We start from the raw sequence: 20488 nt of genomic DNA, 5'->3' as shown, positions 1-20488 counted from the left end.
CCCTAGCGGGTTCCGATCGCACCGGAATCCGACCGTAAACAAACCGGAAGGCCCCGGGCGCACTGTGGTCACAACGAGATCGACACACCACAGGAGAACGACATGAAGCTCACCGCTTTCGCCCTCACCGCCGCTGCAATCGCCGCCACCGCGCTGCTCTCCGCCTGCGGGTCCGACAAGCCCGCCGCACCCGTCGAACCCGGCGCCTACGCCGAGGTCAACGGCCTGCGCATGTACTACGAACGCCACGGCGTCGCCACCGATCAGCCGCCGCTGGTGCTGCTGCACGGCGCGCTGTCGGGCATCGGGACCGACTTCGGCGAGCTGATCCCGCAGCTGTCCGAGACCCGCGAGGTCATCGCGATCGAACAGCAGGCGCACGGCCGCACCGCCGATATCGACCGCCCGCTGCGCACGCCGCAGATGGCCGACGACACCGTCGCGCTGCTCGGTCAGCTCGGCATCCGGCAGGCCGACATCCTCGGCTACAGCATGGGCGCAGGCGTGGCGCTCGACATCACGCTGCGGCACCCGGACCTGGTGCGCAAGCAGATCCTGCTCTCCGGCGGTCTCGGCGCCGAGGCCATGCACCCCGGCCTGATGGAGGGCATGGACGAGTTGAAGCCCGAGCACCTGCACGGCTCGCCCTTCCACACCGACTACCTGAAGAACGCGCCCCGCCCGGAGGACTTCCCCCAGCTCGTGGCCAGGGTCCTCGACCACGACCTGAACGGCATGCCCTCGGTGTCCCCGGAGGCCGCCCGCACGATCAAGACCCCGACGCTGACCATCATCGGCGACTCCGACATCGTCCGGCCCGAACACTCCGTCGAGATGTTCCGCCTCTTCGGCGGCGGCATCATGGGCGACACCCCCGCCGGCCTGCCGAACTCCCAGCTCGCGATCCTGCCCGGCACCTCCCACATCACCGCGCCGCACCGCCCCGAACTGCTGCTCCCGATGATCCCCGCGTTCCTCGACGCCCCCGTCAAGGACGCCTGATGCGCGAGCCGATGCGGGTGGCCATGATCCTCGGGTCCACCCGTACGGGCCGCTTCGGCCCGCTCGTCGCAGACTGGTTCGCCGGGCGCGTGGCCCGGCGCCCCGACCTCACCCTCGACCGTGTCGACCTGGCCACCGCGGCCCTGCCCGACCAACTCCCCGATCTCGACGAACCGGTCCCGGATCCCGTGCGCGAGTTGGGTTCCCGCCTGACGACCGCCGACGCCTTCGTCATCGTCACCCCCGAATACAACCGCAGCTTCCCGGCCGCCGTGAAGAACGCGATCGACTGGTTCGACACCGAATGGGCCGCCAAACCCGTCGCCATCGTCACGTACTGCCGCGACGCCGAAGGCGGCCACGGCGCCGCCCAGCTCCGCCAAGTCTTCACCGAGCTCAACGCCGTCCCCACCCGCCGGACCGTCACCATCCCCAAGGCCTGGCAACGCTTCACGGTCGACGGCACCTGGCCCCGCCCCGATCCCGAACTCCACGAGTCCGTCGAATCCACCCTCGACCAGCTCACCTGGTGGGCCGAAGCCCTCCGCACGGCACGCGCGGCATCTCCGTTCGTGCCGTGACGGCGGCCCCCGCGGTCAGACCGCGACCGGCAGGTCGACCGGATCGCCCGCTTCCGCGCCGGCGCCGCGCACGATCGCGGCGAGCAGACCGAACAGGACGAACTGATCGCGCGGCAACAGCAGTGCCTCCGGCGCCCAGTTGTGCACGAACCCGACAGCCAGCCCCGACGCGGGATCGGCCCAGCCACCGGAACCGACGAAGCCGATGTGCCCGAACGCATTCCGCGCACCCGCCACCGGCATGGAGTGATAGCCCAGCCGCCAGCCCATCGGCAGCAGCAGGTTGCGATCGGGCAGTACCGATTGCAGACGCGCCATGGCACGCACCCGCTTCCGCGAGAACAGCGGCGACTCGGTCGCGATCGCGTTGTAGACGGCGGCGAGGGATCGCGCTGTGAAAATACCGTTCGCCCCGGGCAATTCACCGCGCAGGATGGCCGGATCGGCGCCGTGGGCCAGCCGGTCGATACCCTCGGTGTAGATCGACCGCAGGAATCCCGCACCGGGCACCAGGGTGCGCGACGCGAGCCGGATCACCATGTCGGCCTGGGGAATTCCGAACGGAGTGGTCGACCCGTGCGTCACCGCGACCGTGGTGCGCGCGTCGGGACCCGGGGCGCCGAGATGCAGCCCGTCCACGCCGAGCGGTTCGGCCAATTCCGTGCGGTACAGCTCGCCCATGCTCTTGCCGGTCACCGCCCTGGCGATCCCCGCGATAATGGTTCCGTACGAAATCGCGTGGTAGGCGGGGAACCCGCGGAACCGGTCCGAGGCCGCGGCGGCGAGGCGCTCCTCGATCAGCTGATGGTCGGCGAGTTCGTCTGCGCTACGGGCGAATACGCCGATCCGCGACAACCCGGCCCGATGACTCATCGCCTCCGCGACGGTGATGCCTGCCTTACCGTTCGCACCGAACTCCGGCCAGTACTCCGCGACCGGCGCCCGATAGTCCACCAGCCCGCGCTCGGCCAGCACATGCAGCACCGTGGAGGTGACGCCCTTGGAGGTCGAATACGACAGCGCCGCCGTATTCTCCTCCCACGCCACGGTTCCCGCGGCATCCGCGCACCCGGTCCACACGTCGACGACCCGCCGCCCGTGCTGATACACCGCCAGCGCACCCCCGCCTCGCCCACCGTCGAACAGCCGCCCGAAGCGGTCGATGGCTTCCTGGAACTGGGGCGCGGCACTACCGCGGATCGCGGTGTTCGACGGCACCGGACGAGACGATGCTCCACGCATAAGAACCTCACATGTCACCATTGACAGACCAATTCCGGATCGCTGCCCGCAACCAGTCGTATGTCCACGTTACCGCAGATCAACAAGCATTTCGAGGCCGCGATGGTCTCCCGGAGCCTGCAACGATAGTTACAAGTCGAGTGACATACAAGTCGTACGACTTGCACTTCGCGCCGATTGCTACGATGCGCTGGTGAAATCGCCCCGGCGACAGGCCGACCGTCGCGCCGCCACGGTGACGGCGCTGCTCGACGCGACGATCGACAGCCTCGTCGAGGTGGGCTACGCCGGGACCACGACCCGCTCGGTCGCCGAACGCGCCGGGGTGAGCCAGGGCGCGCAGCAGCACTACTTCCGTACGAAGACCGACCTGGTCGACGCCGCGATGATCCGCCTGGTCGAGCAGCTGGTCGCCGACGCGAACGCGCAGCCGATCGACGCCGACAACGAGGCCGAGCGCGCGGCGGCCCTACTCGACCGCCTCTGGGAGATCCACAACCTCCCGATCACCCCCGCGGTGTTCGAGTTGTTCAACGTCGCCCGCACCGACCCCGAGATCGCCACACAGGTCAAGGCGGCGCTGGCCCGCGGCATGGACGCGATCCGCACGATCGCCCACGCCCTGCTCCCCACCTTCGCAGCCAGGCCGGACTTCGACGACACCATCGACATCATCGTCGCCACCGTCCGCGGAACAGTGATCATCGCCGCGATCCCCGGCGCGGACACCCTGCATTCCCCCTGGCCGAAACTGAAGGAGCACCTCCTCGCGCAAGTGATCACCGACCCCGCCGTTGCCGTCAGCTCCGCAGCACACACGAACTGACCCGCCGAGGCCGGTCGAGATGCCGGTGAGCTCTTCGGCGCCGGCGAGCCCGCGCCAGGCCTCCCCCGCGTCCGGCGTGTGTTCGACGAGGATCGGATTGTGGGATCGCTGCGCGGGTAGGTAGCGCCCGCGTTCTGCCAGGATTCAGTCAGGCCGACAGGTCGGCGCGCGGGGTATCGACCAGCAGCGAGTTCGGATCGCTGGACAACGCCAGCAGCCCGCGCACGGCCCGGACGGCCAGCGGCCAGTTGCGGAGGTCGCGCAGATTCACTCCGCCGATGAGTTGCTTGAGCATCGACAGGGTGTCGAAGTAGATCCGCTCGATGACCAGGTTCTCGTTCTCGTCGAAGACGAAATAGGCCGTCATCCGCGTGCGGTGCCGGGAGCCGGTGGGCGGCACTCCGCCGAGCGGTCCCAGATGGGTTCCGAGAAGCCAGAATTCGACGATCACCGCGTCGGCGCTGTGGCGCAGCGCGATGATCTCGTGATCCTGGTCGGGGAAGGCGACCCGGGTGTCGTGGTAGTAGCCACGCACCTCGGAGTCACCGTCGTGCACCGTGAGGGTGGGAATGATCTCGTAGTGCGGGTGCGGGAACGTGGACAGCACCGCATCCCACTCCTGCGCCACCTCGTCGTGGAAGTGATCGAGGACCAGCTTTTCCCTGGTCCGCAGCACGTCGACGGGTGGGACGGTGAATCGATCGGTCATGAGGTCTCCTGGGGATCAGTGATGGGCGATGGCGCCGTGGGTGAACGTCGGCGAGGTACCGGGATTGGTCCACGATGCGGTGAGCTCGCTCGACGGGAAGAACTGCAGGAAGCGGGAATCGCGCTGGCTGCGGTCGGCCAGCGTCTTCTCCAGCACGATCGAGTTGTATTGGTCGACAGTGGTTTCGATGGTGTTGGCGTTGAGCACGACCTCCTGGCCCCATTCGCGCGCCCAGCGAGCCAGACCAGGCATCCGGGAATGCTCCGGCGTCAGGCATTCCGCGGCGATGACGTTCTCGCTGCTCACCCACACGCCGGTGGCGGTGTTGAGGACCAGGCTCTGATTGCCGAAGACGTGTCCCGGCGTCTTCACCACCGCGACACCCGGACCGAGGACGACCGATCCGTCGATGGGCAGGAACGCTTCCGGCGGCACATCGCGGTAGGTGCCGGGCTGGTACCACGGCCGCTGCAACGGGTGCAGGTCGGCCATCGCGGCTAGTTCGTCGCGTTGCACGATGACCTTCGCGCGCGGGAATACCGGTGTCGGCTGCTCACCGAGATCGGGCTGGGGTGCTGTTGTGCCGATCCAGCGGCGCAGATCCTGGGTGTGCAGATGGTCGAACATCAGGTAGTCGACCTCGGACGGGTCGATGCGCAGGCGGGCCAGGTGCGTGAGCACCGTCGCGTGCTCGGTCACCATCCGCTTCGACACGACATCGGGCGTGCGTCCGGCGAGTTTGTCGAAATACGGTGTGTAGCGGCCGAGTTCGACATCGCTGGGCTCGAACAGCAGCACCCGGGGAGTTCCGTCGCTCTCGTGCCACCGGATGACCAGCAGGCGGTTGGTGATCGCCAGGAACGGCGCGATCGCGCGGGAGGCGCGGAACAGCCCGAACCGGGTCGGATACGGCAGGGTCACCAGGTCACAGGTGGTGACGCTGTCGGGTGTACCGGTTTCGATGAACTCCCGGCGGAAGGCCTGCGCCTGGGTCCGGACCGCCGTCAGCCGCGCCCCTGGGCCGCCATCGATCGTCGAGAGGTCGGTGAGGCTGTCGACCCGCGAGCCGATGCTCGCCAGGTCCAGCACGTCACCCTGCCGCCACGGCATTCGCATCGGTATCACCTCACATCATTAATCCCACGTCGTGGAATTAATGCCAGATTAAACCCACGCTGTGGAAATATGCAAGAGTGGAACCATGACCGGCGTGACAGCGAACGAGCGAGCATCGAGCACGCCACGACGAGGCCGCCCCAGGAAGGAACAGGCGCAACTCTCCCGGGTGGCGATCCGGGACGCGGCGCTCGGCGTCATCGATGCCGAGGGCATCGAGGCCGTAACCATGCGCTCGGTCAGCCGTGTCCTCGGCGTCGACGCCAAGAGCCTCTACCACTACGTCGACGACAAGGACGACCTCCTCGACGCCGTCGCCGAGCATCTACTGGAACAACTGCACCCACCCACGCCTACCGACTCCATCGAAGGCGACCTGCGCGCCTGGGCTCAGGAATTCCGCCGCGTCACCCTCGCCCACCCCCGCGCCGCGACCCTCGTCCTCACCCGCCAACTGTCCTCGACCGCAGGCCTGGCCCCCGTCGAGAGCATCCTCACCGTGCTACGGCGCACCGGCTGCAGCGCCGAACAAGCAGTCCACCTGATGCGCTCTCTTCTGGCCACGATGATCGGCACCCTGCTCCGCGAGGTCTCCGCCGGCCCCACCTTCGGGACAACCGACCCCGAAGGAATCGCCGACCGCCAACACACCCTGGAAACCTCCGGCCTCCCCCAAGTCGCCCAGGCCGCACCCCATCTCGCGCGCTTCGATCGCAACCGCGAATTCGACTTCACCGTCGACCTGATGGTCGGCCTCATCACCACCCATCTCGACCCTTCGGGCGGCGAATAGCGTGGGATGCGTTACCCAAGAATGGCTCTCGATCAATTCACGAGGATAGGCAAAGATCCGAGATCGCCGAGCGGTCAGCCGCACACCCTCCGCATTGCTCGACACGTGCGAACAAGCCACTCCATCGCGGGGGGTTCCGCCGGCGACGACCGCCTGCATATGCCCGGCCAGTGGGTAGGGCTGCCCATGACTCGCGGCGGCATTGTCGATCTCAGGAGTTCGGCGCGGCCGTTGCCTCCGTGTAGTGCCTGGCCCCCGGAGAGCACGGGGAGGGCAGGGACGACAGGGTCGCCAGATCGCAGATGCCGCTGGTCAGGATCTGGAAGGGGGTGACGCCGAGGAGGACGATGAACCCGATCAGGTCGCCGTTCTGGGCGAAGTAGACCGCGGAGCGGGCTGCCGCCGATCCGGCATCGGCTGCCGACGAGCCGGTTTCGGATTCGGTGGCCACTGGCCCGGGTTCGGCGATCGCGGTGGCCGCGGTGGCGAACAGGCTCGCTGCGGCGATCGCGGCGATGGTGAGGCGAAGGGTGGTACGCATATGCGCGCTCCTTGTCGATGGACTGGAATGTCGGATCCGGCGGGAATTTCGTGGTTCAGCGCGGCGGCACACTCATGTCGCGATTCATCGTCGGGATCTCGATGCTGATCGGCATCCGCAGCTCGGCCAGATAGATCAGGGCCGCCTTGCGGAGGAATTCGTCGAGGAGCCAATAGGGGTCGGCCATGGGCGGGACAGCGCCGAGAATGCCCTCGCGGACCGCGATGAACGGGCCCCAGCTGAATCGGAGCAGCGGATCCCACACCGGCTCGCGCGGTATGGCCAGCCCGTCGGCGATGGTGTCGCCGAGCAGGAACCGGGTGAACGCGCCGAGGACCGGTTTGCTGAGCACGGAGAGGTCGATGTTGGCGCCGAGGCTCAGGAGCCGATCGGCGAGTTTGGCGCCTTCGGGTGTCGCGGCGATGATCGGATCGAGCACTTGCGCCGCTTGGGAATTCGCCGCCGCCCACGAGTTGGGGATGTATTCGTCGCGAACGCCGAGCATGTGCGCGGCCACCTGCCAGGAGTGCAGGAACGCGTCGGATTCGTGCGCCGGGATCGGCACCTGCCAGGAGGTCAGGTGCTTCATGACGGTGGTGGGCAGACTGTGCCAGGTGACCATGATGTCGTTCTGACTGATCGGGATGTCTTCCTCGGCGGAGTGCACCCAGTGCGGTGACTGCGGCAGCAGGTGCCGCACCGCCGCGTGGACGAGCCGCGTCTTGACGCAGGTGACGATCATTTCCCCGTCGGCGCTGTAGGCGTTCGCACTGCCGATGTCGTACCCGAGCTTGGCGGTCTTGGAGATGCGGTCCTCGAGATCGTGACCACCCTTGGAGTAGTAGACCGCCCGCGCTTCCTTGGGGATGACCGTGCTCATCATGCCGCTGGCGAACCCGTAGAGCACACCGAGATACAGTCCACGCTTCTTGTTGAACTCGATCGCGGTAGCCAGCTTGGCCTGATCGGTCCAGTGCGGCAGCCGACGGGCATATTCCATGAAATCCCGAAGCTCCGAAGGCAACCCGGCAGGCAGGGCTTGACCGTTCTTGGTCCAGGTCCGCAACAACTCGTTGACCCGGGGAACCTCGCCCCGGTCGATCAACCCGGCGACCAGATCGTCGGCCTCGGGATCCCACACCGTCATCGGGTCCGCACCGGAACCCGATCCCGCGACCGACCCTTGCGGTGACCAGGTCCACGGCTGCGCCCGTGCGGGCGCCACCACTCCCAGAGCGCCGAGCGCTCCCAGGATCCCGCCGGCCTTCAACGCGTCACGCCTGTTGAGTCCATCCATCGCGTCACTCCTCATCGAGTACGAACAGCCCGCGATCGCATGGAGAACAGCCGGTGCATCGGCCTCATATCGCGGAATGGATATTAACTTACAGGGCATCCGGGGAGGGCGGTGCCGTTTCACCGAACAGGCCGAGTTGCGCGCAGTTCCCATCGACGTGGACAGATTCAACGGAAGAATCCCCGCGAACTACGGGTAAAACCGCACTATTTGGCAACCCGCTTCACCCAGCCTCGATCGCGGCGGCCAACGCGGACACGATCCGGCGGTGGACTGCATGGCCCAATTGATCACCGAAATGAGAAGTAACTTAAAGCCATCGCTCGCGGACGGATCAGCGCTTGCTGAGCATGTTCGTCGCGGCGATGAGCCGATGAGCGGTACTCACCGGCGGAACGGTTGCAGCGTCCAAAGAAGCAGGTCAGGCACGGTGACCGTGCCTGACCTGGTGGTGATGCTCCCCCATCTGAACTCGAGCCAGAAACCTGCCGGTTCTCTCCGCGGGCCATGGATTGCTGTCACGCACCGACGCGCTGAGAGTTCAGGGCGACCAGGGCACGCGGCCCGGCCATCCGCTCCTTCGCCGACCACATCGACATCCTGCAAACAGCGGCCCGGGCCACTGCGGAAGTTGTCTATCCGTTGTGAGCGCTGAGCTCGGCGTCGACCAGGTTGGTGACGGTGGCCCATTTGTCGAGTTCGGCGAGGCGTGCGGCGAGCGCGGTGCGCATACTGTCGGCGCCGGCGATGCCCAGGGCGAGGCGGCGGGGTGGGTTGTCGTCGGCCACGGCTGTGCGGATCCCGGCGGCCACGCGATCGACACCGGAGAACGCCGTTGTCGGCAGCGCTTGGATCGCCTGCTGTAGGACGCGCACCGTCTGGTCGTAGTCGGCGTGGATTGCTGTAGCCGTGTCGAGGTTGGACAGGAAAGGTGTTGCGGTGAGGCCGGGCTCGACGAGAGTCACGTGGATCCCGAGTGGCGCCACTTCGGCTGCGAGCGCGTCGGAGAGTCCTTCGACGGCATACTTCGTGGCCGCGAGTAGCCCGACGCCGGGATCTGCGGTCTGACCGTAGTAGGACGAGCCCTGCAGGATGCGCCCGGACCGCTGGCCCCGCAGCACCGGCAGCGTCGCGCGCAGCACGTTGAGTACCCCGAAGACGTTGGTATCGAAGATTGCCCGCGCCTGCCCGTCGGCCGCTTCCTCGACCGCCCCGAAGAGTCCGTAGCCGGCGAGGTTGGCGACGATGTCGATGCGGCCGAAGCGAGCCACGCCCTGCTCGACCGCCTTCGCGACGGCTGCCTCGTTGCGCACGTCCGCCTCGACTACGAGCAGTCGCTCGTGTTCTCCCAGTTCACCGAGGGCTTCGGTGCGTCGAGCCACAGCAACCACAGCCTCTCCGGCCGCCAGCGCCTGAACTGCGAGCTCGCGCCCGATACCCGAGGAGGCGCCGGTGATGAACCAGATCGGTGGGGTGTTTCCCGTATTCGTCATGTTGCGAGCGTAACCATTTAGCTCACAACATTTCAAGTGCTTCACGCGCAAGCGTTGTGATCAACCGGGCTAGCCGCGTGTGGTGTTGGTAGCCTGAAGCAGTGGAGGCGACATATGAGGCACCGAAGTGGAGCGACGATGCCGCAGCCCTGGTGTTGCAGTTCGTCAACACCAGAGCCGACGGCACGGGGCGCGTCGAGGTCTTCGACACAGCTTCGGGATTCGCGGACTGGGCGATCGAGCAGGGCCTGCTCGCCGCCGCCATCGTGGTGACCGACTCCGACGCGGCGGCCGCGCGTGAGCTGCGCGACGCGCTGGTCACGGTGCTGCTGACGCACGCGGGTGATCCAGATATCGGTGACGCCTTGGTCGCCGAGGCGGAGCGGTATCTGCTGCAGGCCGGTGTTCGCTATCCGCTCACAACGGTCGTCACTGCGGAAACGGCGCAGCTCCGCGCCGGATCGACCGGTGTCCCCGGCGTTTTGGGTGCTGTTCTCGCCGCGGTGACCGAGACGGCGCAGCGCGGCGACTGGATGCGGATCAAAGCCTGCTGCAATCCGCCGTGCCACTTCGGCTTCATCGATCGCACCCGCAACCGGGCGGCGCGCTACTGCAGCCCCGGATGCGGATCGCAGGTGTCGATGCGCGCGCTTCGGCAGCGCCGCAAGCAAGCCAGCTCCTGAACAACCCTGCCCACCAGGCCAGCTCGGGGCCGCTCGGCATTCAGATGTGTTCGACAGGCACCGCACCAAACGGCATCCGCACCCAATGCCCAGTCGGCTTCCATCGCCTCGATCTGCGCACCCGGTCGAAGGCCGACCGCCCGGCTGGTGCAGAGCACACCAACCGTGCCGTCCGCTGAGCCCGGCCGATCAGCGGAACTGGCGGCTAGTTGTTGGCGCGTTGGATGGAGCGTCGGACCAGGCCGCGGATGCCGGGGAGCTGGATTGCGCGGAGCATCAGTTCGCCCGCCCACACATGTGCGCGTGACGGCGGGGCGAATCGGCTGATTCCCTTCCGCGCCAACGCCTGTCGCTTGGTCACCTCCGGGCGCAACGTCGCCTCCCAGGCGTCGAGGGCGGCGGGAATGTCGTCGCCGTGTGCCGCCAGCGCGGTGCCGAGCCGGTCGGCGCCGTCGAGAGCGAGGGCGGCGCCGTAACCGGCGAATACCGTTACGCACCAGGCCGCGTCGCCGAGCAGGACGACTCGGCCCTGGCTCCAGCGGTCCATCACGATCTGGCCGACCGAATCGAAGTAGGCGGTGCCGGGCTCGGCGTCGAGCTGACGGAGCGCGTCGGCGACACCGCCGCCGAGATCCCCGAACGCTCGGGTGAGGGCGGGTGCGGCGCCGAGAGCGAGCTCGGCGTCAGGGTCGAGGCAGCGGTAGGCGAAGAACGCCGAGGACCTTCCCGGTCCCAGGTTCATCACCGCGGCCGTGCGCCCGGGACCGATATACGTGGTGCCGACACCGTCGGGCATGTGGGCGGGAGATGTCTCCAGCGGAAATGCGCCGACCATATGGCCCAGGTCCACGAAATACTCGGACTCGGCACCGAATACGAGCTCTCGAACCCGGGAGTGCACGCCGTCTGCGCCGACGAGGAGTTCGGTGCGGAGGTGGGTGTCGTCGCTGAGGGTGACTTCGACCTCCCCGGGGGTCTGGGTAATGGCCCGCACCGTAGTGCCGAAACGGATATCGGCGAACTCGGCGACGGCGTCGTACAGTGCCGATTCCACATCGCCGCGGAACAAGCTCAAGGCCCGGTTCCCGACAGCGGCCTCGGTGACAGCGGCGGGAATCCTGAGTTTCTCCCGGCCGTCGGCGTGGACGAGGACCGAGGTGAAGAAGCCGATATCGCGCGGGGTCAACGCCCGGAGCAGCCCGAGCCGCTCGGCAGCGGCATATCCGGGTCCGTGCAGGTTCACCAGGTAGCCGCTACTGCGGCGACTGGGCGCGCGTTCGACCACGACGACGTCCCAGCCCTGCCGACGCAATCGCAACGCGGCAGCCAACCCGGCGATCCCTGCGCCGATGACCGTCGCCCGCCTGCCCGATGACTCGGCTTGCCGGCGCTCAGCGCTGTCGAAGGCTTCCATTGCGACTCCTCGATTCGATGTGCTGTCGGCGACAACCACTCACGAACTATCGCCGTGCGTCAACTAGTAGTTGACGCACGCCCTATCGTCAACTACTAGTTGACGCATGGTTCGGCTGGTACCCCTCAGGAGAATCCGTGAGTCCAGACGCGTCGATTGTCAGGTCGTGCTCGAACGCGTCAGGCCCGATCCGTCTGGCGGTCATGGACGTCTGGACGGTCCGCCGAGGGCACAGCGAGACTGCCGAAACCCACATTGACCTGCATCCGTGCGAGGGCATCCTTCGTCACGGTGTTCGTCGAAGGGTCGTCAGTGCCGGGCGTGGCGGGTGTCGTACCACTGGTCACCGGCCGGCTCACCGGCCAGATTCCAGCTCCAGGACTGTGTCGGTGTGATTCGCAGGTAGTAGCCGGGACCCACGATGCCCGTCCGTTCGACGGGCGGTTCGGCATGACCGTAGACACGCACGCCGCGCGCGATGAACGGGTCGAGCGAGACCAGGTCGTCGATTACCAGTGCCACCTCGACGTTGCCCGCAGCGACATTGCGGGCCTTGCGGGTACGGGGGAAGGACGCTGCACCGCCGACCCAGAAGTAGGTGCCGTCGAACTCGTAGGCGACCGGAACGACGTCCGGTTGCCCGTCGGCGGCGCGGGTGGCGAGGCGGGCCAGCGGCTGCGACCGGAGATAGTCGAGTTCGGCATCCGTGAAGCTCATGCCATCGCAGTATTCCGCAGCAGGCTCCCGGGGGGGTGGCGATCAGCCACACCTTGGGTCCCTGGTACAGAGTGCCGCTCCGAACGATGGTCTTACATATGGGCGGCACGCAATCGACCGGCAAGACGTGGCGGGAGAAGTGATGGATGTCTCGACCATGCTGATCTGGCTGGCAATTCCGGTCTTCATCGTCGCCGTTGCGGCGGAGTTCGTGTATCTGAAGCGTCACGGCAAGCCTTACGACTACCGTGACTCAGCCACCTCCATCGTCGCCGGTCTGGGGTACCAACTCCTCAACATTCCCTGGGCGCTGGCGGAACTCGCGATCTTCGCGTCTGTTTCTTCGCTGGTGCCGTGGCACCTCGAGGGGTGGGCAGCGTGGGCCGTAGCACTGATCGGGGTCGACTTCGCCTACTACTGGTTTCACCGCGCGCACCACGAGATCCGGGTGTTCTGGTCGGTCCACGTCGTGCACCACTCGAGCGAGAGCTTCAACCTCACCACGGCACTCCGTACGCCTTGGCTGGTTGTCACGTCCCTGCCGTTCCTTGTACCACTGGCACTGTCGGGAATCGATGGCAGGATCATCGCCGCCTCCTACGCGATCAACCTGCTGTACCAGTTCGGCATCCACACCGAGGTCATGGACAAACTGTGGGCGCCTGTCGAATTCGTGTTCAACACGCCGAGCCACCACCGCGTGCACCACGGCTCCAACACCGAATACCTCGACCGCAACTACGGTGGCGTGCTCATCATCTGGGACCGAATCTTCGGCACCTTCGAGCCGGAGGGCAAGCGGGCGATCTACGGCCTCACCAAGAACGTCGACACCTACAACATCGCAAAGATCAACGCCCGCGAGATAGTCGCGATCTGGCAGGACGTCAAGAACGCGGAGAAACCCTCGGACAAGCTCGGCTACCTGTTCCGGGGCCCCGGATGGCAGCCACAACAGACCTGGGCGACCAGCTCAGCCGGCGGACTCGGCACGTAGCCATTCCGACGCGGGGCGTTTCGGAGTCCTTCCGGAACTATGGCGCTTGATGGTACGAGAAAGGCCCCTTACCGTCGCACTTCGGTGCTGATAAGGGGCCTTTTCTGCTCCCCCATCTGGACTCGAACCAGAAACCTGCCGATTAACAGTCGGCTGCTCTGCCAATTGAGCTATAGGGGATTGCCCTGAGCCGTTAGACTCAGGCGGTCTGCCTTGGCGGGCTGACCGAGATGAAACTTTAGCGCATGGCATCGCAGGTTCCCAAATCGGGCTGCTACCTGCGGACATGCGGCGTACAACGATGTGCCGACAACGGGTGGCCGGATCGACAGGGGTGGGGCGGCTGGGGCAGGATGGAGCCCGCACACAGACGTGGGAGGAGCTCCAGGAGATGCTGCGGTTGATCATCGGCGTAGCGGCCGGATATGTGCTGGGCACCAAGGCCGGGCGCGCGCGCTACGAGCAGATCAGTGCGGCGACGCGGGCGGTCACGGGGAGTCCGGTGACGAAGAAGCTGGTGTCGGTGGGCCGGCAGAAGCTGTCGGACAAGTTGAGCACGCAGCCGAAGCTGGAGCCGATGGAGCCGATCGACGAGCGCACCACGGTGCTGATCCCGCACGACCAGCTGCGCAACAACCAGCTGCGTCGCTGACTCAGGCGCCCGCCGCGTAGCCCTCGTTGCCCATCGCCTGGGCGGCGAGGCTCTTGCGGTACTGCTCGAGCGCCACCAGGTCGCCGAACAGGGCCATGTAGGTGTCGGGCTCCTCGCTGGCCGACAGTCGCTGCAGCTTCGATTTCAGCTCGGCGATCTGCCTGCCGACCCAGGCTTCCTGGGTGCGCGCGAGGATGCCGGTGATGAAGCGCGGGATGTCGTTCTGGGAGCGCACCGGCAGCTGTTCGTTGGCCAGTTCGGAGACGAGGGCGCGGATCATCAGGTCGTCGGTGTGGTCGGAGACGGCGGCCACCCATTCGGCGCCGCTGAGGCCGACCGCGGTGCCGCCCGCCTTCGCGATCATGATGCGGACGGCGACGTAAGCGGGGTGGGTGAACGCGGCGGTGTCGATGGCGTCGAAGGCCGCGCCCGCGATACCGGGATATTGCAGTGCGGCGCTGAGGGATTGACGCTGGGCGAACAGCACCGGGTCATTCGGGGCGGGGCGGACCGAGGAGCTCTCCGCCACGCGCGCCGCGGGAAGCGCTGCGGCGCCGGACTTTCCGGTGGTGGGTGTGGCGCCCATCCGGTTCTTCTTGGCTTCCTCGCCCACCCGGCGCACGACGAGCTGGATGTCGTCCCAGCCGACCCAGCCTGCCAGTTTGGTGGCGTACCCCTTGCGGGTCGCGTTGTCCTTGATCTGGGCCACCACGGGCACCGTCCGGCGCAACGCCTCGACACGGCCCTCGACGTCGTCGAGGTTGTGTTCGGCCAGCAGACCGCGAATCACGAACTCGTAGAGCGGGGTTCGGCGCGCCACCAGATCGCGGACGGCGGCGTCGCCGGAGTGCTGACGCAGCTCGCACGGGTCCTGACCGTCGGGCGCGACCGCGATGTAGGTCTGGCCTGCCAGTCGCTGGTCACCGCTGAAGGCTTTCAAGGCCGCGGCCTGGCCCGCGGCGTCACCGTCGAAGGTGTAGATGATCTCGCCGCGCCAGAAGTTGTCGTCCATCAGCAGCCTGCGCAGCACCTGCAGGTGCTCCTCGCCGAAGGCGGTGCCGCAGGAGGCGACGGCGGTCTTCACTCCGGCCAGATGCATGGCCATCACGTCGGTGTAGCCCTCGACGACGACGGCCTGGTGACCCTTGGAGATCTCGCGCTTGGCGTGGTCGAGCCCGAACAGCACCTGAGACTTCTTGTACAGCAACGTCTCCGGCGTGTTCACGTACTTGCCGGGCATCGTGTCGTCGTCGAAGAGCTTGCGCGCGCCGAATCCGATCACCTCGCCACCGAGGTTGCGGATCGGCCACAGCAGCCGACGATGGAACCGGTCGATCGGCCCGCGCTTGCCCTGCTTGGACAACCCCGCCGCTTCCAGTTCCTTGAACTCGAAACCCTTGCGCAGCAGGTGTTTGGTGAGCACGTCCCAGCCGCCGGGCGCGTAGCCGCAGCCGAACTGCTGGGCCGCGGCGCCGTCGAAGTTGCGGTCGGTCAGGTACTTGCGGGCCGTCTCGGCCTCGGGTTCGCGCAGCTGTGCCACATAGAACTCGTGCGCGGCGGCATTGGCGGCGACCAGCCGGGAGCGGGTGCCGCGATCGCGCTGGACCGAGGTGCCGCCGCCCTCGTAGTTGATCTGATAGCCGATCCGGTCGGCCATCTGCTCGACGGCCTCGACGAAACCGATGTGCTCGATCTGCTGCAGGAACTTGTAGACGTCACCGCCCTCGCCGCAGCCGAAGCAATGGAAAAGGCCGTGGTTGGGCCGCACGTGGAACGACGGCGACTTCTCGTCGTGGAACGGACACAGGCCCTTGATCGAGTCGGCGCCCGCGCGCTTGAGCGCGACGTATTCGCCCACTACATCTTCGATCCGGACACGTTCACGGATCGCCGCGATATCGCGATCTGGGATTCGTCCGGCCACGGTGAGTGAGTCTAGTCGGGTCGGCTCAGCGGCAGTCCAGCGAGGCGGCGACGCGCTCGAAGCGGCTCTCGGTGTAGGAGGCGATCTGGTCGATCACCACGCGCACGCGGGCGGTGTCGTCGGTGGCGGCGTTCCACCAGGGCAGCATCTGGTCGTCCAGGTGGGCGGGCGCGGTGGTGAGCAGGCGGTCGGCGACGGCCTGCACGCGGTCGCGCTGGGTCTGCTGGCGGGCCAGGTGGCCGCGGTCGGAGCGCACGTAGCGCAGGGCGACGGTCTTGAGGACGGCGACCTCGGCGGCCACGACCGGCGGCACGATCAGATCGGACTCGTAGCGGGTCAGCGGGCCGGGTCCGTGGTGATCCTGGGTGGCGGCGATCGCGGCCGTCGCGAACCGGCCGACCAGCTCGCTGGTGAGCCGCTTCAACGCGACCGAGGCGGCGAAGGTGCCGTCGTAGTTCACCGCGTCGGCGACCACGTCGAGTTCGGACAGGCGCTGCGCGGCGGCGGCGAGCGCGTCGATGGACTGGTCGGGGTGCTGGCCGTGGCCCTGCTCGGCGAGGGCGGCCTGTTCGCTCGGATCGGCCAGGGCACGCAGGTCGATCCGGCCGACGATCACGCCGTCCTCGACGTCGTGCACCGAGTAGGCGACGTCGTCGGACCAGTCCATGATCTGGCATTCCAGGCTCTGCTTGCGGTCGGGCGCGTCCTTGCGGACCCAGGCCAGGCGCTCGAGGTCGTCCTCGTAGGCGCCGAACTTGGTGCCCGAACCGCTTCTGCCCCAGGGGTATTTGAGGGTCGCGTCCAGCGCGGCGCGGGTCAGGTTGAGGCCTGCGCTTTCCCCGGCCTGGTCGACGACCTTCGGTTCGAGGCGGGTCAGGATGCGCAGGTTCTGCGCGTTGCCCTCGAAACCGCCGTATTCGTCGGCGAATTCGTCGAGGGCGCGTTCGCCGTTGTGGCCGTAGGGCGGGTGGCCGATGTCGTGGGCGAGGCCGGCCAGGTCGACGAGATCCGGGTCGGCGCCGAGACCGTCGGCGATGCTGCGGCCGATCTGGGCGACCTCGAGCGAATGGGTGAGGCGGGTGCGCGGGGTGTCGCCCTCGCGCGGGCCCATGACCTGGGTCTTGTCGGCGAGGCGGCGCAGGGCAGCCGAATGCAGGACGCGGGCCCGGTCGCGGGAGAACTCACTGCGGTGGCCCTTGCCCGCGGCGCCCGGCCAGGCGGTCTTGCCCGGCTCGTGGACCATCCGTTCCCGGTCGTGCGGGATGTAGCTGTCGGTCATCGAATCTCACTGTCCCGCCGTGTAAGAGAAATCTGCCGAGAAATGGGTGAGCTGGTACCAGAGCAGCGCGCCGGTCTCGCGGGCGATGCCGTGGAACTGCGACTCCCTGGTGTAGACCGCCGGTCCGGTGCGGGTCGGTGCGGTCCACGCGGCCAGTCCGGCGTCGCGAGCCATCGTCCTGGTCCGCAGTGAATGCCACGGATCGCTGACGAGTACGGCCGATGACATCCCGCGCTCCTGCATCTCGGTCGCCACCGCTTCGACGCTGCGCAGGGTGTCCGAGCCGGTCTCCACCGCGAGGATGTCCTCGCTCGGCACGCCCTTGTCCTCGAGGTACCACTTGCCCGAGGCGGCCTCGGTGTAGAGGTCGCCCTCCTGCTTGCCGCCGACGGTGATCACCCGCGGCGCCACGCCCGCCTCGTAGAGCCGCCACGCCTGGTACAGCCGCGCCTCGAACACCGACGACGGCGTGCCCGAGTATTGCGCGGCGCCGAGCACCACGATCGCGTCGGCGTTGCTGTAGTCGTCGATCCGCGCGACCTGCCACACCCGCACGGCCGTCCCGGCGACCAGTACCAGCGCCATCAGTACCGCCCCCGCGATCAACCGGCCGATCCATAGCGAGACCGACGACCCGAACCCAGAGGGTGCTTCCGGGGCAGGAGCGGCCGTTCGCGGGAAACCCGATTTCATCCTGATCAGTCTGCCAGGTCGGTCCGACGACCGATGATGCCAGCGGTCACCGCCCGATTCCGGTCCGGTGAACGGTCGGCCGCAGCCACGCTGTCCCAGGAAATCGTCGCCGCGATGGCGGTGATCGAGCGGACCAGCGGGCTGTGCTCGGCGCTGTTCCACGCCAGCACAAGGCTGCTCGGCGGCTTGTCGACGAGCGGGATCACGACGAGGCCGTCGGGCACCGGGTGGCCGAGCGGGGTGAGTCCTACGGTGCCGTTCCACAGGACGGTCTGCTGGCATTCGTGGACGGTGCGGACCACGGGACCGGTGTCCGGGTCCGTCGGATGTGACCAGTAGCCGCGCCAGACCGGGTCGGCGTCACCGGGCAGCTGGAACCACTGCCGGGCGGTGAGTTCGCGCAGGTGCAGGCTCGTGGCGCTTGCCAGGGGGTCGTCGGCTCGGAGCACGACGCCGACCGGGTCGGTTCGCAGAACCCGGGTGGTGATGCCGGTTTCGTCGAACGGGGTGCGGGTGAGGGCGATATCCACGCGCCCGGCGCGCAACCCCGCGGTGGGGTCGGCGAAGTCGCTCTCTCTGATGTGGACCTGGACGCCGGGGTGCCTGGCGCGGTAGGCGGCGGCGAGTCGCGTGCCCGCCTGTTCGGCGATGGTGCCGATAGTGATGGCAGACATCCCGGCGACGGCCGCGACCCTGGTCCGCAGGCGATCGGCCTTGGCCAGCAGCTCGCGTGCCTCGTCGTACAGCGCGGCCCCGGCGGGTGTGAGCGTCACGCCGGTCGGCGAGCGATGCAGCAGTGCACAGCCGAGATCGGCCTCGAGCTGTTTGATCGCCCGGCTCAGCGGCGGCTGGGTCATGTGCAGCCGGGCGGCGGCGCGACCGAAGTGGAGTTCCTCGGCCACCGCCGTGAAATATCGCAGCAGGCGGAGGTCCATGAGCTGCGACGATACTCGCCCGGTATCGGGTTCACCGGATCGGTCTTGGACGGTGCCCGCTGCCCGATGGTCAGGTGGAACCATGAGCGTCATTGTCCTGATCGGACGGATCCTGTTCTCCGCGTTGTTCATCGGCGCGGCCATCGGTCATCTGAGTGCGGCGAAGGCCACCGCGCAGTACGCCGCGAGTCGCGGAGTGCCGTCGCCGACAGCCGCGGTGTACAGCTCGGGTGTGGCCATGCTCGTCGCCGGGACGAGCGTGCTGCTCGGGGTGTGGGGCGACCTCGGATCGCTGATCCTGGTGGGGTTCCTGGTTCCGACGGCCTTCCTGATGCACGCGTTCTGGAAGGAGACCGATGCCGAGACCAAGCAGCACGAGATGGTCCATTTCAACAAGGACATCGCCCTCGCCGGTGCCGCGCTGGTGTTCTTCGCGGTCTTCGCCGCCACCGGCGATCTCGGCCTCACCCTCACCGGACCGGTCTTTGCGACCTGGATCGAGTAAGGGCGACCCTGGCCTGATTCGAGTAGCTGAGGCACTCGACATCGCCTGGTCGGAGGGGTGTACTGGGTAGTGGTGGTGACCTGCGACGGCAGGGCGCCACACCGGGTGGCCCGGGCAACCGGTGTCCCACCCACGGTCGCCTGCACAGCGGGGCAGGCGGCAGCTCGACCGAATTGTTGTTTATCGCGGTTCCTCGAAGGGGGTGCCCAACCGAACAACTAAATCTCCTCGCGGCCTCCGTTCCCCATCAGGAGGTCACGTGACCCGAAGCGCCGGTCTCGTGTTCGGCCTCGGGTTGACGGTGTCACAACCGTCGGAGTCGACGGCGTTCGGACCGTCGGAGAACGGCACCTCGGCCCGCGTCTGGTGCCGTTCTTTATTGCGCCGGGACCGGTTCACCAGCCCCGATCGCGCCACTCGTCGAGGTGGGGGCGCTCGTCGCCGAGGGTGGTGTCGTCGCCGTGGCCGGGGTAGACGACGGTGTCGTCCGGGTAGCGGTCGAACAGCTTGGTGGTGACGTCGGTGAGCAGGGTGTCGAAGTCCGCCGGGCTGTGCGTTTTGCCCACTCCACCGGGGAAAAGGGAGTCGCCGGTGAAGAGGTGGGTGCGGCCGGCGCCGTCGATGAGGGCCAGTGCGACCGAACCGGGGGTATGGCCGCGCAGGTGGATCACCTCGAGGACGAGGTCACCGACCTGGATGGTGTCGCCGTCGGCGAGCAGGTGCTCTGGGTGTACCGGCAGGGTGCCCGCGTCGAGGGGGTGGGCCGCGGTCGGGACGTCGAGTGACGTGGTGACCTCGGCGAGGGCCTGCCAGTGGTCGGGGTGCTGGTGGGTGGTGACGATCAGCTCGATCTGGCCGGGGGTTTCCTGGCCGATCAGATCGATGATGCGCGCGGCGTCGTTGGCGGCGTCGAGGAGCACCGCGGCGCCGGTGGCCGTGCTCTGCACGAGGTAGGTGTTGTTGTCCATCGGGCCGACGGACATCTTCACGATCCGAGCGCCGGGCACGTCCCGCTGCTGGGCGGCCGCGCCTGCGGTGACATGTCCGGTGTAGAGGCGATCGACTGTGACCATGCGCCGATCGTAGAAG

The 20488-nt window shown here is 67.5% G+C and carries 21 protein-coding genes and 1 tRNA gene; 8 read left to right on the top strand and 14 right to left on the bottom strand.

The window, feature by feature from the left end; all coding sequences use genetic code 11:
* The first annotated feature begins 102 nt into the window (after positions 1-102).
* Both IEY60_RS26140 and IEY60_RS26135 read left to right on the top strand, forming a co-directional pair.
* Positions 103-1002: an alpha/beta fold hydrolase gene (locus IEY60_RS26140; protein WP_189033119.1), complete on the top strand. Its 900-nt coding sequence runs from the start codon at positions 103-105 to the stop codon at positions 1000-1002.
* Positions 1002-1583, top strand: a complete 582-nt coding sequence (locus IEY60_RS26135) for an NADPH-dependent FMN reductase (RefSeq protein ID WP_189033118.1) — start codon at positions 1002-1004, stop codon at positions 1581-1583. Before IEY60_RS26140 ends, IEY60_RS26135 begins: the two co-directional genes overlap by 1 nt.
* A gap of 15 nt (positions 1584-1598) precedes the next feature.
* On the opposite strand, the gene IEY60_RS26130 is transcribed toward IEY60_RS26135, so the two are convergent.
* On the bottom strand, positions 1599-2801 hold the full coding sequence (locus tag IEY60_RS26130) for a serine hydrolase domain-containing protein (RefSeq protein WP_229740123.1): 1203 nt from the start codon (positions 2799-2801) through the stop codon (positions 1599-1601).
* Between the two features lie 217 nt (positions 2802-3018).
* Between IEY60_RS26130 and IEY60_RS26125 the strand changes: the two genes are divergently transcribed.
* On the top strand, positions 3019-3651 hold the full coding sequence (locus IEY60_RS26125) for a TetR/AcrR family transcriptional regulator (protein ID WP_189033116.1): 633 nt from the start codon (positions 3019-3021) through the stop codon (positions 3649-3651).
* 148 nt (positions 3652-3799) lie between these two features.
* Here the strand turns inward: IEY60_RS26125 and IEY60_RS26120 are convergent, their stop codons facing one another.
* Both IEY60_RS26120 and IEY60_RS26115 read right to left on the bottom strand, forming a co-directional pair.
* Positions 3800-4360 carry an ester cyclase gene (locus tag IEY60_RS26120; RefSeq protein WP_189033115.1) on the bottom strand — a complete coding sequence of 187 codons (561 nt, stop codon included), beginning with the start codon at positions 4358-4360 and terminating at the stop codon, positions 3800-3802.
* 15 nt (positions 4361-4375) lie between these two features.
* Positions 4376-5476, bottom strand: a complete 1101-nt coding sequence (locus tag IEY60_RS26115) for an MBL fold metallo-hydrolase (RefSeq protein WP_189033114.1) — start codon at positions 5474-5476, stop codon at positions 4376-4378.
* An 85-nt stretch (positions 5477-5561) separates the two neighbouring features.
* On the opposite strand from IEY60_RS26115, the gene IEY60_RS26110 reads away from it, so the two are divergent.
* On the top strand, positions 5562-6269 hold the full coding sequence (locus IEY60_RS26110) for a TetR/AcrR family transcriptional regulator (protein ID WP_189033113.1): 708 nt from the start codon (positions 5562-5564) through the stop codon (positions 6267-6269).
* Positions 6270-6480: 211 nt separating this feature from the next.
* On the opposite strand, the gene IEY60_RS26105 is transcribed toward IEY60_RS26110, so the two are convergent.
* The 3 genes from IEY60_RS26105 to IEY60_RS26095 form a co-directional block, all read right to left on the bottom strand.
* Entirely contained in the window at positions 6481-6810 is a 330-nt protein-coding gene (locus IEY60_RS26105; RefSeq protein ID WP_189033112.1) for a hypothetical protein, read from the bottom strand.
* A 55-nt stretch (positions 6811-6865) separates the two neighbouring features.
* A complete protein-coding gene (locus tag IEY60_RS26100) occupies positions 6866-8107 on the bottom strand; it encodes an oxygenase MpaB family protein (protein WP_189033111.1) in 1242 nt (413 codons plus the stop codon).
* Positions 8108-8742: 635 nt separating this feature from the next.
* A complete protein-coding gene (locus IEY60_RS26095; RefSeq protein WP_189033110.1) occupies positions 8743-9600 on the bottom strand; it encodes an SDR family NAD(P)-dependent oxidoreductase in 858 nt (285 codons plus the stop codon).
* 101 nt (positions 9601-9701) lie between these two features.
* Here IEY60_RS26095 and IEY60_RS26090 point away from each other — a divergent pair, with 101 nt between their 5' ends.
* A complete protein-coding gene (locus tag IEY60_RS26090; RefSeq protein WP_229740122.1) occupies positions 9702-10283 on the top strand; it encodes a CGNR zinc finger domain-containing protein in 582 nt (193 codons plus the stop codon).
* Between the two features lie 205 nt (positions 10284-10488).
* Here the strand turns inward: IEY60_RS26090 and IEY60_RS26085 are convergent, their stop codons facing one another.
* Complete coding sequence (locus tag IEY60_RS26085) at positions 10489-11697, bottom strand: FAD-dependent oxidoreductase (RefSeq protein WP_189033109.1); 1209 nt, start codon at positions 11695-11697, stop codon at positions 10489-10491.
* A gap of 309 nt (positions 11698-12006) precedes the next feature.
* Complete coding sequence (locus tag IEY60_RS26080; RefSeq protein ID WP_189033108.1) at positions 12007-12414, bottom strand: PPOX class F420-dependent oxidoreductase; 408 nt, start codon at positions 12412-12414, stop codon at positions 12007-12009.
* A gap of 142 nt (positions 12415-12556) precedes the next feature.
* Between IEY60_RS26080 and IEY60_RS26075 the strand changes: the two genes are divergently transcribed.
* Positions 12557-13411 carry a sterol desaturase family protein gene (locus tag IEY60_RS26075; RefSeq protein WP_189033107.1) on the top strand — a complete coding sequence of 285 codons (855 nt, stop codon included), beginning with the start codon at positions 12557-12559 and terminating at the stop codon, positions 13409-13411.
* 107 nt (positions 13412-13518) lie between these two features.
* Here the strand turns inward: IEY60_RS26075 and IEY60_RS26070 are convergent.
* Positions 13519-13591: transfer RNA gene (locus IEY60_RS26070), tRNA-Asn, on the bottom strand.
* Positions 13592-13802: 211 nt separating this feature from the next.
* On the opposite strand from IEY60_RS26070, the gene IEY60_RS26065 reads away from it, so the two are divergent.
* Positions 13803-14063, top strand: coding sequence for a hypothetical protein (locus tag IEY60_RS26065; RefSeq protein ID WP_189033106.1), 261 nt, complete (start codon positions 13803-13805; stop codon positions 14061-14063).
* 1 nt (position 14064) lies between these two features.
* On the opposite strand, the gene dnaG is transcribed toward IEY60_RS26065, so the two are convergent.
* The 4 genes from dnaG to IEY60_RS26045 form a co-directional block, all read right to left on the bottom strand.
* Positions 14065-15987, bottom strand: a complete 1923-nt coding sequence (gene dnaG, locus IEY60_RS26060) for a DNA primase (protein WP_189033105.1) — start codon at positions 15985-15987, stop codon at positions 14065-14067.
* A 25-nt stretch (positions 15988-16012) separates the two neighbouring features.
* Positions 16013-17266 (bottom strand): deoxyguanosinetriphosphate triphosphohydrolase, encoded by a 1254-nt coding sequence (locus tag IEY60_RS26055; RefSeq protein WP_189033104.1) that lies wholly within the window; start codon positions 17264-17266, stop codon positions 16013-16015.
* A gap of 6 nt (positions 17267-17272) precedes the next feature.
* Positions 17273-17851: a YdcF family protein gene (locus IEY60_RS26050; RefSeq protein WP_373291763.1), complete on the bottom strand. Its 579-nt coding sequence runs from the start codon at positions 17849-17851 to the stop codon at positions 17273-17275.
* A 113-nt stretch (positions 17852-17964) separates the two neighbouring features.
* Positions 17965-18894 (bottom strand): LysR family transcriptional regulator, encoded by a 930-nt coding sequence (locus IEY60_RS26045; RefSeq protein ID WP_189033102.1) that lies wholly within the window; start codon positions 18892-18894, stop codon positions 17965-17967.
* Between the two features lie 82 nt (positions 18895-18976).
* On the opposite strand from IEY60_RS26045, the gene IEY60_RS26040 reads away from it, so the two are divergent.
* A complete protein-coding gene (locus tag IEY60_RS26040) occupies positions 18977-19399 on the top strand; it encodes a DoxX family protein (protein WP_189033101.1) in 423 nt (140 codons plus the stop codon).
* 395 nt (positions 19400-19794) lie between these two features.
* On the opposite strand, the gene IEY60_RS26035 is transcribed toward IEY60_RS26040, so the two are convergent.
* Entirely contained in the window at positions 19795-20472 is a 678-nt protein-coding gene (locus tag IEY60_RS26035) for an MBL fold metallo-hydrolase (RefSeq protein ID WP_189033100.1), read from the bottom strand.
* Between the last annotated feature and the right edge of the window lie 16 nt (positions 20473-20488).

This window comes from Nocardia rhizosphaerihabitans (assembly GCF_014646295.1).
Taxonomy (GTDB): domain Bacteria; phylum Actinomycetota; class Actinomycetes; order Mycobacteriales; family Mycobacteriaceae; genus Nocardia; species Nocardia rhizosphaerihabitans.
Note: the sequence above shows the minus strand (reverse complement) of the source record. Positions and strands in the feature narration are given on the sequence as shown.

Coding starts and splice junctions, on each gene's coding strand:
- IEY60_RS26110 (WP_189033113.1), top strand. CDS start 5,562: ATGACCGGCGTGACAGCGAACGAGCGAGCATCGAGCACGCCACGACGA.
- IEY60_RS26035 (WP_189033100.1), bottom strand. CDS start 20,472: ATGGTCACAGTCGATCGCCTCTACACCGGACATGTCACCGCAGGCGCG.
- IEY60_RS26100 (WP_189033111.1), bottom strand. CDS start 8,107: ATGGATGGACTCAACAGGCGTGACGCGTTGAAGGCCGGCGGGATCCTG.
- IEY60_RS26075 (WP_189033107.1), top strand. CDS start 12,557: ATGGATGTCTCGACCATGCTGATCTGGCTGGCAATTCCGGTCTTCATC.
- IEY60_RS26105 (WP_189033112.1), bottom strand. CDS start 6,810: ATGCGTACCACCCTTCGCCTCACCATCGCCGCGATCGCCGCAGCGAGC.
- IEY60_RS26050 (WP_373291763.1), bottom strand. CDS start 17,851: ATGGCGCTGGTACTGGTCGCCGGGACGGCCGTGCGGGTGTGGCAGGTC.
- IEY60_RS26080 (WP_189033108.1), bottom strand. CDS start 12,414: ATGAGCTTCACGGATGCCGAACTCGACTATCTCCGGTCGCAGCCGCTG.
- IEY60_RS26140 (WP_189033119.1), top strand. CDS start 103: ATGAAGCTCACCGCTTTCGCCCTCACCGCCGCTGCAATCGCCGCCACC.
- IEY60_RS26135 (WP_189033118.1), top strand. CDS start 1,002: ATGCGCGAGCCGATGCGGGTGGCCATGATCCTCGGGTCCACCCGTACG.
- IEY60_RS26085 (WP_189033109.1), bottom strand. CDS start 11,697: ATGGAAGCCTTCGACAGCGCTGAGCGCCGGCAAGCCGAGTCATCGGGC.
- IEY60_RS26095 (WP_189033110.1), bottom strand. CDS start 9,600: ATGACGAATACGGGAAACACCCCACCGATCTGGTTCATCACCGGCGCC.
- IEY60_RS26055 (WP_189033104.1), bottom strand. CDS start 17,266: ATGACCGACAGCTACATCCCGCACGACCGGGAACGGATGGTCCACGAG.
- IEY60_RS26065 (WP_189033106.1), top strand. CDS start 13,803: ATGCTGCGGTTGATCATCGGCGTAGCGGCCGGATATGTGCTGGGCACC.
- IEY60_RS26115 (WP_189033114.1), bottom strand. CDS start 5,476: ATGCGAATGCCGTGGCGGCAGGGTGACGTGCTGGACCTGGCGAGCATC.
- IEY60_RS26045 (WP_189033102.1), bottom strand. CDS start 18,894: ATGGACCTCCGCCTGCTGCGATATTTCACGGCGGTGGCCGAGGAACTC.
- IEY60_RS26120 (WP_189033115.1), bottom strand. CDS start 4,360: ATGACCGATCGATTCACCGTCCCACCCGTCGACGTGCTGCGGACCAGG.
- IEY60_RS26040 (WP_189033101.1), top strand. CDS start 18,977: ATGAGCGTCATTGTCCTGATCGGACGGATCCTGTTCTCCGCGTTGTTC.